At 74.6% G+C, this 12453-nt stretch carries 9 protein-coding genes and 1 pseudogene; 6 read left to right on the top strand and 4 right to left on the bottom strand.

Annotation, left to right across the window (positions count from 1 at the left end):
• Positions 1 to 74: 74 nt before the first annotated feature.
• Positions 75 to 677: pseudogene (locus ABZ716_RS21720) on the top strand (transglycosylase family protein); the annotation flags it as partial.
• An 850-nt stretch (positions 678 to 1527) separates the two neighbouring features.
• Here ABZ716_RS21720 and ABZ716_RS21715 read toward each other — a convergent pair.
• Together ABZ716_RS21715 and ABZ716_RS21710 are read right to left on the bottom strand one after the other, a co-directional pair.
• On the bottom strand, positions 1528 to 2586 hold the full coding sequence (locus ABZ716_RS21715) for a phosphatase PAP2 family protein (RefSeq protein WP_358813682.1): 1059 nt from the start codon (positions 2584 to 2586) through the stop codon (positions 1528 to 1530).
• A 264-nt stretch (positions 2587 to 2850) separates the two neighbouring features.
• Positions 2851 to 3990, bottom strand: a complete 1140-nt coding sequence (locus ABZ716_RS21710; protein ID WP_358960981.1) for a glycosyltransferase family 39 protein — start codon at positions 3988 to 3990, stop codon at positions 2851 to 2853.
• Positions 3991 to 4309: 319 nt separating this feature from the next.
• Between ABZ716_RS21710 and ABZ716_RS21705 the strand changes: the two genes are divergently transcribed.
• Positions 4310 to 6040, top strand: a complete 1731-nt coding sequence (locus ABZ716_RS21705; protein WP_358960935.1) for an MFS transporter — start codon at positions 4310 to 4312, stop codon at positions 6038 to 6040.
• Positions 6041 to 6147: 107 nt separating this feature from the next.
• Positions 6148 to 7332, top strand: a complete 1185-nt coding sequence (locus ABZ716_RS21700; RefSeq protein ID WP_351885944.1) for an acyl-CoA dehydrogenase family protein — start codon at positions 6148 to 6150, stop codon at positions 7330 to 7332.
• Positions 7333 to 7341: 9 nt separating this feature from the next.
• Here ABZ716_RS21700 and sepF read toward each other — a convergent pair whose 3' ends face one another.
• The gene (gene sepF, locus ABZ716_RS21695) at positions 7342 to 7800 is read right to left on the bottom strand and encodes a cell division protein SepF (protein WP_351885941.1); all 459 of its coding nucleotides are present in this window, start codon (positions 7798 to 7800) and stop codon (positions 7342 to 7344) included.
• A 285-nt stretch (positions 7801 to 8085) separates the two neighbouring features.
• Between sepF and ABZ716_RS21690 the strand changes: the two genes are divergently transcribed.
• The 3 genes from ABZ716_RS21690 to ABZ716_RS21680 all read left to right on the top strand — a co-directional run bounded on the left by ABZ716_RS21690 (position 8086) and on the right by ABZ716_RS21680 (position 11518).
• Positions 8086 to 9450, top strand: coding sequence for a DUF5685 family protein (locus ABZ716_RS21690; protein WP_358960933.1), 1365 nt, complete (start codon positions 8086 to 8088; stop codon positions 9448 to 9450).
• Between the two features lie 603 nt (positions 9451 to 10053).
• Complete coding sequence (locus ABZ716_RS21685) at positions 10054 to 10938, top strand: S1 family peptidase (protein ID WP_351885935.1); 885 nt, start codon at positions 10054 to 10056, stop codon at positions 10936 to 10938.
• 100 nt (positions 10939 to 11038) lie between these two features.
• Complete coding sequence (locus ABZ716_RS21680; RefSeq protein ID WP_351885932.1) at positions 11039 to 11518, top strand: hypothetical protein; 480 nt, start codon at positions 11039 to 11041, stop codon at positions 11516 to 11518.
• A gap of 22 nt (positions 11519 to 11540) precedes the next feature.
• Here the strand turns inward: ABZ716_RS21680 and ABZ716_RS21675 are convergent, their stop codons facing one another.
• Positions 11541 to 12440: a DUF4231 domain-containing protein gene (locus ABZ716_RS21675; RefSeq protein WP_358813743.1), complete on the bottom strand. Its 900-nt coding sequence runs from the start codon at positions 12438 to 12440 to the stop codon at positions 11541 to 11543.
• Positions 12441 to 12453: the final 13 nt, after the last annotated feature.

Genomic DNA, 12453 nt, shown 5'->3' with positions numbered 1-12453 from the left:
GCCGTCCGGGTGGGGTGCGGGGGCGCGTCGCGTGGCGGGGCGGGGGGAGGGGGCCGGCTGCGTAGCGTGGCGCGGTGCCCGATGTCCGCCTCCGGGTCCGCTCCCGGGTCCCCTTCCGGCGGGCCGCGTCCGTGGTCTGCGCCGCGCTGGTGCTCGTTCTCCCGTCGGGCGCCGGCGCGGTCGCGGCGCCGCCCCCGCCCGCTCCCGGGCCGGCGGGGGCCGCGCATCCCGGCTCCCCGGGCGTCATCGGGGACGGGCCGGGGGACTGCGGGCCGGGCGGGGAGTGGCCGTGGGACTGCGTCGCCGACTGCGAGAGCAGCGGGCGGTGGGCGGTGAACACGGGCAACGGCTTCTACGGGGGGCTGCAGTTCCGGCAGCCGACGTGGGTGGAGCACGGGGGGCTCGGGTACGCGGCGCGGGCGGACCTGGCGACGCGGGAGCAGCAGATCCGCGTGGCGGAGGAAGTGGTCGGCACGCAGGGGTGGGAGGCGTGGCCGGTGTGCGCGAAGCGGTACGGGCTGGCGGGGCGGACGCATGTGGTGCGGGACGGGGACACGTTGGACGCCGTCGCGCGCCGGTGGCGCGTGCCGGGGGGCTGGCGGGCCCTGTACGAGGCGAACCGGGCGGCGATCGGCCCGGACCCCACGGCCTTGAGACCGGGCCTCCTCCTCACCCTCCCGGCCCCGGGCCCGAGGCCGCCGAGCCCGACCCCGCCGACCCCTCCGGCCCCTGTGCCGACCCCGCCGGCCCCTGTGCCGGCGACCCCGGCCACGCCCCCGGCGACCCCGGCCCCGGTTCCGGCGGGGCCGGCCACGCCCCCGGCGACCCCTACCCCCGTTCCGGCGGGGCCGGTCCCCGACGAGGCACACCCGGCCCCGGCTTCGGCGGCTCCCACGCCGGCCGGCGTGCCCTCGGCGGGGGTTCGGGGGTTCTGAGGCGGGGTGGGGCTGGGTGGCCGCTGCGCGTGGCCTTCCCCTGCCCGCCCGTCCACCGTTGGCGCCTCAGTCGCCGACGCGGCTGGGATCGGTGCGGGTCACCGCACGGCGCTCCGCGCCCGCGCCTCAAACGTCGGCGGGGCTGGGTGTCGGCGGTGCTCCGCGTCCGCGCGTCTAACGCCGGCGGGGCTGGGTGTGGGTGGTGCTCCGCGTCCGCGCGTCTAACGCCGGTGGGGCTGGGTGTGGGTGGTGCTCCGCGTCCGCGCGTCTAACGCGGGCGGGGCTGGGTGTGGGTGGTGCTCCGCGTCCGCGCGTCAAACGACGACGGGGCTGAAAGCGCGCCGCGTGCGCTGCGGATCCGGTGGCCGAACCGGTACCGGAATTCGGGTCGGCGGGATTTGAATTCCGGCCGGGGAATCGGGGATTCGGGGGCTGCGGCTGTCGACAACTCGTGACACAAGCGTGACCCGGTACGGAGGAACCTCTGGTCGCGTGGCTGACGCGCCGTACATACGAACGGCGGGCCGGTTCGTGGAACCGGCCCGCCGTCGTGGTGCGGGGTGGGGTGTGCGTACCGTTCCCGCGGGGGTGGTCAGCCGCCGGTGGCGGGACGTGCGCCGCGGGCGGCGGCGGCCCGCTCGGTGTGGGCCGGGCGGCGGCTGCCCGCCGGGGTGACCGGGGTGCGCTCGGAGCGGATCAGGTGCGGCCGGGAGGCCGGGTGGACGTGCACGGTGGGCCGGAGCGCGGGGGAGTGTCCGGCGGGCACCTGCGGGGCGGCGGCCGGAGCCGCGTCGGCCCCGCCGGCGGCCCGGACGGCCGGACGCCACTTGCCGCCGGCCGAGAGCAGCGGGGTGAGCGCGGCGGCGACGGGCTCGGAGAGGCGGCCCTCCTCCAGCCGGCGGCGCCACTGCTCGCGCAGCTCGAAGACGTACGCCTCGGAGCGGGCGATGAGCGGCTCGAACCAGGGCAGCGCCAGCATGATCAGCAGCCCGGCGGTCCACCCCAGCAGGACGTCGCTCACCCAATGGGTGCCGAGGTACACGGTGGTGGCGCCGACGCTCAGCGACAGCACGCCCGACAGGATGGACAGCACCCGCCGGGTGACCGTCGTGGAGGCCAGGTAGGCCAGGATCCCCCAGGTCACCACGGCGTTGGCGGTGTGGCCCGAAGGGAATATATCGCCGCCCGCGAAGAGCTCGGCCGAGCCGATCTGGGTGGCGTAGTGCGGGCCGAGGCGGCCGAGGCCGAGCTTGACCGAGCCCACGGTGATGTTCAGCAGCAGCAGGGCCACGCCGAGGGCGATGAGCGGGCGGAGGGTGTGCTGGCGCCAGGAGCGCCAGCCGAGCCAGGCCGCGACCATCACCGCCGTGGGTCCGCGCTGGCCGAGGACGACCAGGTAGTCGAGGAAGGCGTGGATCTGCGGCCACTGCTCGTACGGGCGGAAGAACATGATCTGCCAGTCCAGGCGGACCAGCCAGGAGGTGGTCAGCACGGCGACGACGATCGCCAGGTAGAAGGCGAGGGTCGCGCAGAGGAGCACGATGCGGTGCCGGCTCATCTGCGGAGTTTGCAGATGAGCCGGTCGCTCTGGTTCCCGGTCCAGCCGGGCGAACACCGGCTCCAGACGGGACAGCATTTGGTCAGTACGCACTCAATCGACGTTACCGCGCGTCGAAGCGCGGCCCGTGCGAATCGCGCGCTTTGTGATGACCATGTGATGTGGAGTGCGTCTCACGCGGGACTTAATTGCCGTTATTCCGACCTCGGTTGGAACTCCCCGGATTCGCCTCTCGGAGTACTGCCCGGCCAATTGTCCGCATCCTTATGGGGGATTTATGGCCCGGGCTCAATTCCTTTGCGCAATCATGGATTGGAATGGTCCATTCCGTGATCATGGGCGCCACCGCCGCCGGACTCACGGCGGCCCCGAACCGTTCAGCCAGAACGCCCCGTAGACCGCAGAGGCGACCGCCAGCACCCCGACGACGGCCACCGCCGCCCGCCCCCCGCGGCGCCGGGCCAGTGCCACCGCCGGCGGCAGCATCAGCGGGAACGCCGGCAGCAGCAGCCGCGGCTTGGAGCCGAAGTACCCCGAGGCGCACAGCGCCAGCGCCACCACGATCCCGCAGTAGACGAGCAGCGCGGCCGGCTGCCGGCCCCGCACGCACAGCGCGTACAGCCACAGCACCAGCAGCACCCCCGCGATCAGACCCACCCCGGCGAGGGCGGCGGAGGACCCCAGGCGCGCCCCGATGAACCGGGCGAAGGCCCAGCCCCCGTCGAAGCCGTTGCCCCAGCCGGCCTGCACGTCCAGATAGCCCGTCAGCCCCCCGCCGGTCCGCGCCCCGACCCACAGCGCGTACGCCGCCGCCCCCAGCGGGGCCAGCGCCACCCCGGCCGCCGTCCGCCACGAGCGCTCCCCGCGCCGCCACGCCAGTACGGCCGCCACCCACACCGCCGCGACCACCGCCGCCCCGACCGGGCGGGTCAGCCCCGCCCCGGCCGCGAGCAGGCCCGCCGCCAACCACCGTCCCCGCAGCGCCCCGTACAGGGCCCAGGCGGCCAGGGCGGTGAACAGCGACTCGCTGTACGCCATGGACTGGACGATCCCCACCGGAAGCGCCGCCCACAGCGCCACCGCCAGCACCCCGGCGCGCCGCCCGTGGAGCAGGTCCGCGACGGCGAAGATCCCCCAGGCGGCGGCCAGGCCCGCGACGACCGACACCATGAGGCCCGCGGACCCGTACGAGAGCCCGGACGGCGCCGCCACCAGCCGCTCCAGCCACGGCAGCAGCGGGAAGAACGCCAGGTCGGAGTGGACGGCCCCGTTCGGCAGCACCACCACGTACCCGTATCCCCCCGCGGCGATCCGGGCGTACCAGAGGGAGTCCCAGCGCGCCGACAGCAGCGTCTGCGGGCTGCTCCCGGCCGCCGCGCACCACACCGACAGCACGGCCAGCCCCAGCAGCCGCACCGCGGCGAAGGCGGCGAGCGCGGGCGCGGCCCGGCGCGGGCCGGGGCGGAGGTCCTTGGGGGGAGCGTCGGGGACGGGCACAGTGGTCACGGCAACGAGTATCGACGGAGCCGCCACCGCACCCGGACCACCGGGCGTGCGGCCGCCCGCGAGCAGAACCACCGGCCGTGACCAGGCGTGTACGCGGGAGAAGGGAGAAACGGGACGAGTGGCGCACACCACAGCGGGGCCGCCGCCGGGATGAGAGCTTGACCACGTGTCCGGCAGTCGGACTCGCGTACGCTGACCGTTCACTCGCGTGTCGATGCCGGACCCCGTAGGACGCCGCACAGGCCACCACCTGCCGGCGCCACACGACGCTGGTCCGCCGAGTGCGAGGGATCACCTGGGAGGTACATGGATGTCGGGGACGAACACGGCCGGCGACAGGGGGTCCTCCCTCCGGCAGCGGATCACCGAGGCATCCGGCGGCGCCAACCGCTGGGTCGTCCTCGCGGTCCTCTGCGTCAGCCTGGTGTTCGTCGCGCTCGACGCGACGATCCTGCACGTCGCCGTCCCCGCCGTCACCGAGGACCTGCGCCCCGGCTCCCAGGAACTGCTGTGGATCGTCGACGCCTACCCGCTGGTGTGCGCCGCGCTGCTGATCCTCTTCGGCACCCTCGGCGACCGGGTGGGCCGCCGCCGGATCCTGCTCCTCGGCTACACCCTCTTCGGCGTGGCCTCCGCGATCGCCGCCCTGGCCGGTGACGCCCAGGTGCTGATCGGGGCCCGCTGCCTGCTCGGCGTCGGCGGGGCGATGATCATGCCGGCCACGCTGTCGATCCTGCGCCAGGTCTTCCCCGACCGGCGCGAGCGGGCCCTGGCCATCGGCATCTGGACCGCCGTCGCCGCGATCGGCGCGGCCAGCGGGCCGGTGCTGGGCGGCTTCCTCGTCCAGCACTTCTGGTGGGGGTCGGTCTTCCTCATCAACATCCCGCTGATGGCGCTGATCCTGCCGCTCGGCCGCTGGCTGCTGCCCGAGTCCCGGGGGGCGGCCGACGGTCCCTGGGACGTCCTGGGCGCGCTGACGGCCGCCGGCGGGGTGCTCGGCGTGGTGCTCGGGGTCAAGCGGATCGGCGCCGAACGCGAGCTCACCGACCTCCGGGCGCTGCTCCCGCTGGCCCTCGGCGCGGCGCTGCTCGTCCTGTTCGTCCGCCGGCAGAAGCGGCGCGAGCACCCGCTGATCGACATGCGGATGTTCTCCCGGGCCGCCTTCTCGACCTCCGTCGGCTGCATCGTGCTCGCCATGCTGGCCCTGGTCGGGCTGGAGCTGATCGCCGTCCAGTACCTCCAGCTGGTGCTGCGGCTGAGCCCGCTGGAGACGGGGCTGCGGCTGCTGCCGCTGACCTTCGCCGCGATGGCCGCCGGGGCCACCGGCTCCTACACCCTCCAGCGGGTCGGGCCGCGCAGGATGGTCTCGCTGGGCTTCGTGCTGACCGCCGGGGCGGTGCTGCTGCTGACGCTGATGGGCCAGCAGGACCGGCCCGTCCTGCTGACCGCCGGGTTCGTGCTGCTGGGCTTCGGCCTCCAGACCACCCTTTTCGCGGCGTACGAGTCCATGCTGAGCGAGGCCCCGGTGGAGGCCGCCGGCGGGGCCGCCTCCATAGGGGAGACCTCGTACCAGCTGGGGGCGGGCATGGGCATCGCCCTGCTCGGCAGTGTGATGAACGCCGCCTACCGGCCCGGGCTGCTCGCCGTCCCGGGGGTGCCGGCGCAGGACTCGGCGGGCGCCGCGAACTCCCTCGGCGAGGCGTACCAGATCGCCGCCCACCTCGGCGGTGCCACGGGAGCCTCCCTGGCCGCCGCCGCCCGGCACTCCTTCGTGCACGGGCTGCACGTGACCCTGGTGGTCAGCGCGGGCCTGCTGCTGGCGGGCGCGGTGATGGCGCTCAGGCTGCCGCGCACCATGGAGAACGCGGAGCCGGCCCCCTGCGGATTTTCCGCCGGGGGAGAGGCCGCCGCCGGCGGTACCCGTGCCCCGGCGGCCCTGCCAGCCCAGCCCAAGGGGCCGGACCGCGCGACCCGGATCCCCGGCCCGTCCGCCCCGGAACGCGACCCGGCCGTCGGCAGCTCCCCCGGGCGCCCGGCCTGACCGGGGCCCCCTCGGCGCGCGGCAGGGCCGGGGGTGGACCTTCGGTGGGGGTGAGGAGAAACTTGCAGCGCTAGGTTTCGTCCCACGCGCCTGCCGGGAGGCTTCCCTTGTCCGCGCCGAAGAACCCGTTCGTCCCCACCGACCCGCTCGGGCTCGACGAACTCCTCAGCCCCGAGGACCTCGCGGTCCGCGACACCGTCCGCGCCTGGGCCGCCGACCGGGTCCTGCCCCACATCGCCCAGTGGTACGAGGACGGCGAGCTCCCGCAGATCCGCGAACTGGCCCGCGAGCTCGGCTCCCTCGGCGCCCTCGGCATGTCCCTGACGGGCTACGGCTGCGCGGGCGCGAGCGCCGTCCAGTACGGCCTGGCCTGTCTGGAGCTGGAGGCCGCCGACTCCGGGATCCGCTCGCTGGTCTCCGTCCAGGGCTCCCTCGCCATGTACGCGATCTGGAAGTACGGCTCCGAGGAGCAGAAGCAGCGCTGGCTGCCCGGCATGGCGGCCGGCGAGCTGATCGGCTGCTTCGGGCTGACCGAGCCCGACGTCGGCTCCGACCCGGCGGCGATGCGCACCCACGCCAAGCGGGAGGGCTCGGACTGGATCCTCAATGGCCGCAAGATGTGGATCACCAACGGTTCGGTGGCGTCCGTGGCCGTCGTCTGGGCGCAGACGGACGAGGGGATCCGCGGCTTCGCCGTCCCCACCGACAGCCCGGGCTTCTCCGCCCCGGAGATCAAGCACAAGTGGTCGCTGCGCGCCTCGGTCACGAGCGAGCTGGTCATGGACGGCGTACGGCTGCCCGCCGACGCGGTGCTGCCGGGCGTCACCGGCCTCAAGGGCCCGCTGAGCTGCCTCAGCCACGCCCGGTACGGGATCGTCTGGGGGTCCATGGGGGCGGCGCGCGCCAGTTTCGAGGCCGCGCTGGACTACGCGCGGACCCGGGAGCAGTTCGGCCGGCCGATCGGCGGCTTCCAGCTCACGCAGGCCAAGCTGGCCGACATGGCGCTGGAGCTCCACAAGGGCATCCTGCTCGCCCACCACCTGGGCCGGCGCATGGACGCGGGGACCCTGCGGCCGGAGCAGATCAGCTTCGGCAAGCTCAACAACGTCCGCGAGGCCATCGACATCTGCCGCACCGCGCGGACCGTCCTGGGGGCCAACGGGATCTCCCTGGAGTACCCCGTCATGCGGCACGCCACCAACCTGGAGTCGGTGCTCACCTACGAGGGCACCGTGGAGATGCACCAGTTGGTGCTGGGCAAGGCACTTACCGGGCTCGACGCCTTCCGGTAAGGGCCCCGCTCAGCTCTGGTTGAAGAAGTCGCGGGCGCGGCCGCCCGCCTCACCGCTGACGATCTGGGTGTCGGCCGGGGTCAGGAGGAAGACCCTGGTCGCCACCCGCTCGATCGACCCGCGCAGCCCGAAGGTCAGGCCCGCCGCGAAGTCGACCACGCGCTTGGCGTCCGTCGGCTCCATGGACGACAGGTTCACGATCACGGGGACGCCCTCGCGGAAGAGCTCGCCGATGCCGCGCGCGTCACGGAACCCGTCCGGGGTCACCGTCGCGATCCGCCGGCCCTGCTCGACCGCCGACTCCGAGGCCACGCGCACCCGCGGGTCGGTGACCCACTGGTCGCCGGGCCCCGCGACCGAGCCCTGCCGGCGGTCCCCCGCCTCCGCGTAGTCGTCGTCGTAGTACCGCTCGTCGTCGCTGTCCTCTACGAGACCCAACCAGGCGCTCGCCTTGCGTACCGAACCCATGGACGCCTCCTTTCACCGTGGCCAGTCCGTCTTCTGCTCCGTTGCCCCTATGGTCGTCCATGATGCTGACAACGCGCCAAGTGGATAGCCGCCGCGCAGTGGTTTCGTGACGGGACTGGTGCAGAACATTCGTTGCACCGGCGAGGTTCCCGGCCCCTGCCGCTGCTGACTGAGTGAAAATACGACCGCTGCCGCCGTGCGGGTGAGGCGCTGGGGCGTACGGGTGAACGAACCGGCTGGATACGATGCCCCCGGAACGCGCGGATGACACACGGGGGAAGCGGTTTGTTCGGCATTGTCAGACCTTGTACGCACCGGCTCGGCGACCGGTTCAAGACGGAGTGGATGGCCCATCTCTGCGGTCTGTGCCTGGCACTTCGCGGTGACCACGGCCAGTTCGCGCGGATCGTCACCAACTACGACGGGCTCCTCGTCTCCGTTCTGACGGAGGCTCAGTCGGGTCCGCGGCCCGGGGCGCGGCGTACCGCCGGACCCTGCCCGCTGCGCGGTATGCGCACCGCCCCGGTCGCCAACGGCGAGGGTGCCCGGCTCGCGGCCGCCGTCTCGCTGGTGCTCGCCTCGGCGAAGGTACGGGACCACGTGGCCGACCGGGACGGCCTGTTGGCCCGGGCCCCGATGGCCGCCGCCGCCCGCCGGGTGGCCCGGGGCTGGGACCGGGCCGGCGCCCGCACCGGGGCCGCGCTCGGCTTCGACACGGCGGTGCTCGTCGACGCCGTGGACCGGCAGGGCGGCATCGAGGCCCTGGCCGGCCCGGGCACGCCCGTGCTGGTGGTCACCGAGCCGACGGAGACCGCCACCGCGGCGGCGTTCGCGCATACCGCGGTCCTGGCGGGACGGCCAGGCAACGCCGCGCCGCTGGCCGAGGCCGGCCGCTACTTCGGGCGCCTCGCGCACCTGCTGGACGCCGTCGAGGACCAGAGCGCCGACGCCGCCGCTGGCGCCTGGAACCCGCTCACCGCGACCGGCACCTCCCGCGCCGAGGCCCGCCGGCTGTGCGACGACGCGCTGCAGGGGATCAGGCTGGCGCTGCGCGAGGTGGAGTTCGCCGACGCGGGACTCGCCCACCGGCTGCTGGTGCATGAGCTGCGCACCTCGGTGGACCGGGCCTTCGGCACCAGCTCCTGCGGGCACGGCCCCACCGCCGCGCACCCCGCCGGCCACGCCCACGGGCAGCCCCCGCAGGGCTACCCCCCGCAGGGCTACGACCCGAACGCCCCGGGCCCGTACGGCCCGGGCGCGTACGGTCAGGGCCCCTACGGCCAGAACCCGTACGGGCAGGCCCCGTACGGCCAGAACCCCTACGGCGGCGGCGCCCCGCAGTACGCCCCCGGCGGCCCGGGCATGCCTCCCCCCGCGGGCCCGGGCGGCCCCGGGGGCGGCGGAGGCGGCTTCGGCGGGCAGCCCCCGCAAAAGCCCCGGCGGGGGCTGCTGCACGGCTGCGCGGTGGCCATCGGGCTGTTCTGCACCTGCCAGATCTGCTGCACCGACTACGAGGGCCCCTGGTCCCGCCAGAAGCGCGACGCCTGGTGCGACGACTGCGACTGCGACTGCTGCGACTGCGGCGGGTGCGACGGCTGCGGCTGTGACGGCTGCTGCTGCGACGGCTGCGACTGCGACTGCGGCTGCTGAGCCCCCCGGCCCGGCGTGAACCGGCGTCAGATCGCGGCGCCCACAGGCCCGTACGGCGTACAGGGGGATTCCCGTATGGGCCCGCCGGGAAGGGCTGACCGGCATGAGCGACGACGAAGCGGTCACCGTCTCCGCCCCCCGCGGACCCCTCGCGCCGACCGGCACACTCCCCAGGCTCCGCCCCGGGGGGCCTCGGTGATCCCGGACCCGGCCCCGGAGGGCCCGGAAGGTCGAATTCCGGCCGTTCCGGGCCACCGGCGCGCCACCCCTCACCGGGGAGGCCCTCCAGGCCGCCGCCACCGGTCCGCCCGGGCGCGCCCGCCTCGGCGCGGGCCCCGTACGCCTGCTCCTGCCCGGTCCCGCCCCCCGGGAACATGCGCTGCCCTCCGAGGCCGCCGCAGGGGAGCGACGGCCGAAAGGCGCCCTTGTCGCCGGTAACCGACGCCTGGACACTCCCGTTCAGCGTCATCCGGCGGACTTGTCAGGGGCACGGCGAAACGTTCGGCCGACGGCCGTGCGTCCGCCGCCCCCTCCCCCCGCCGCTCAAGGGCTCCGGCACCCCCACGACCGCCGGGCCCCCGACCCCCTCCGGGAGGACGTGAAGTGAGGATCAAGAGCACCACCCGCCTGAGGCTGCTCGCCGTGGCCACCGGTCTCGCCGCCGTCGCCGCGATCGCCGCCCCCACCGCCGCCGGCGCCACCCCCGCCGACACCGGCTTCAGCCCCGCCCGGCTCGCCGCCGCCGGAGCCTCCGTCCTGCGCGCCGATGTCGCCGGCACCGCCTGGCGCACCGACCCCGCCACCGGGACCCTCGTGGTCACCGCCGACTCCACCGTCACCCAGGCCGACCTGGCCAGAATCCGCCGCGAGGCCGGCCCCGACGCGGCCGCCCTGCGCATCGAACGCACCCCCGGAAAGATCAGCAAGCTGCTCTCCGGCGGCGACGCCATCTACGCCAGCAGCTGGCGCTGCTCCCTCGGCTTCAACGTCCGCAACGGCAGCACCTACTACATCCTGACGGCCGGCCACTGCACCGACGGCGCGGGCACCTGGTGGACCAACTCCTCCCACACCACCACCATCGGCACCACCGTGGGCTCCAGCTTCCCCACCAATGACTACGGACTCATCAAGTACGCCAGCAACAGCCCGGTCCCGCCCGGCACCGTCGGCAGCCAGGACATCACCACCGCCGTCAACGCCACCACCGGTATGTCCGTCAGCCGGCGCGGCTCCACCACCGGCATCCACAGCGGCACCGTCACCGGCCTCAACGCCACCGTGAACTACGGCAACGGTGACGTGGTCTACGGCATGATCCAGACCAACGTCTGCGCCGAACCCGGCGACAGCGGCGGCCCCCTCTACTCCGGCAGCCGCGCGGTCGGCCTCACCTCCGGCGGCAGCGGCAACTGCTCCTCGGGCGGCACCACCTTCTTCCAGCCCGTGACCGAGGCCCTCAGCGCCTACGGCGTCAGCGTCTACTGACCCGCCCGGCCCCGGCGCAGGCACCCTGGACGTCCTCCCGCCTTCTGGGAGGATGTCCAGGGCGTCCAGGCGTCCAGGGCGTCCACCGGGGGGAGCGCGTATGAAGCGGATCGGCGTGACCGGCCACCGGTCCATTCCCGACGAGTGCCTCGCCCACGTCGAGGAGGGCCTGCGGGCCGTGTTCGGCGGCCACCCCGGGCCGCTGGAGGCCCTCTCCAGCCTCGCGGACGGCGCCGACCAGCTCTTCGCCGCCATCGCCCTGGAGCACGGGGCCGAGCTCACCGTCGTCATCCCCAGCGGGGACTACGAGGAGACCTTCCAGGACCCCCGCTCCCTCGCCGCCTACCGCCGGCTCAAGGAGCGCGCCGCCCAGCAGGTGGTGCTGGCCTACCCCCGCTCCACCGACGAGGCGTACTACGCCGCCGGCACCTACATCGCCGAGACCTGCGACCGGCTCGTCGCCGTCTGGGACGGCCTCCCGGCCCGCGGTCACGGCGGCACCGGCGAGATCGTCGCCTACGCCCGGACGCTCGGCAAACCCGTCACCGTCATCTGGCGCGAGGGCGTGGCCCGCGACTGAACCACGCCCCCTGCCCTGGGCCTCAACTGCTGTGCCGGGCCAGCCAGTCGGTGTGCTGCGGCGACACGTACCGCTCCGTCTCGTACACCGCAGACGGCCAGTGCGACTCCGTGATCGTCGTCTGCATCACGACCATCATCGCCGACAGGTCCTGCTCGATCAGCGTGTGCGCCTCGATCAGCGGATGGTGGCGGCGCACCTCGTTCCAGGCGATCGCCGCCGCCGCGGCCGCGCTCAGCAGCCCCGCCGCGGCCGACGCCCCCGGCCCCGAGCCGAACGCCGACGACAGCGCGCACACCAGCCCCAGACAGGTCAGCAGCACGATCGTCCACGACCACAGCGCCGTCGCCCGCCGCGAGCCCTCCGCCCTGCGCCGGTACCAGTCGCGCTGCTCGATCAGCCGGTCCCGGACGTAGGTCTCCCTGCGCACGTGGTAGTCCAGCCCGCGCAGCCGCTGCATCGCCCCGGTGATCTCCCCTCCCTCCGGCAGCAGGCCCGCCGCCCGCGGATCCTGCCAGCCCATCTTGCGCAGCTCGTCCAGCCCCTTCTCCAGCCGCTCCCGGTACACCCCCTCCACGCCGGCGACCTCGCTGCCGAACGGCGCACCGTGCACGGCGTACCGCCAGGCCAGCGACTTGATGAACTCCGCCGCGCTCCGGTTGAGCTGCCACTGCGGACGGGCCCGCCGCCGGGTCGCCCGGACGCCCACGGCCAGCACCCCCGCGTACGCCAGCGCGCCCAGCCCCCCGAACAGGTGCAGGCCGCCCGCCGAGGGCCCCGGCGCGAGGGCGGCCGCCCCCGCCGCCACGACCAGCAGCACCAGCTGCGCCCGCGTGGCCTGGACGGACTCCCGCTGCCGCGAGACCGCCGCCTGGTCGGTGTGGTGGAAGAGGGCCGGCAGGTCCTCGTTGCGAAAGGTCATGCTGTCGGTCACG

This window comes from Streptomyces sp. NPDC006687, from assembly GCF_040636215.1.
Classification (GTDB): domain Bacteria; phylum Actinomycetota; class Actinomycetes; order Streptomycetales; family Streptomycetaceae; genus Streptomyces.
The sequence above is the reverse complement of the archived record's forward strand: the minus strand, read 5'-3'. Positions and strand labels throughout refer to the sequence as shown.

Coding starts and splice junctions, on each gene's coding strand:
- ABZ716_RS21705 (WP_358960935.1), top strand. CDS start 4,310: ATGTCGGGGACGAACACGGCCGGCGACAGGGGGTCCTCCCTCCGGCAG.
- sepF (WP_351885941.1), bottom strand. CDS start 7,800: ATGGGTTCGGTACGCAAGGCGAGCGCCTGGTTGGGTCTCGTAGAGGAC.
- ABZ716_RS21680 (WP_351885932.1), top strand. CDS start 11,039: ATGAAGCGGATCGGCGTGACCGGCCACCGGTCCATTCCCGACGAGTGC.
- ABZ716_RS21675 (WP_358813743.1), bottom strand. CDS start 12,440: ATGACCTTTCGCAACGAGGACCTGCCGGCCCTCTTCCACCACACCGAC.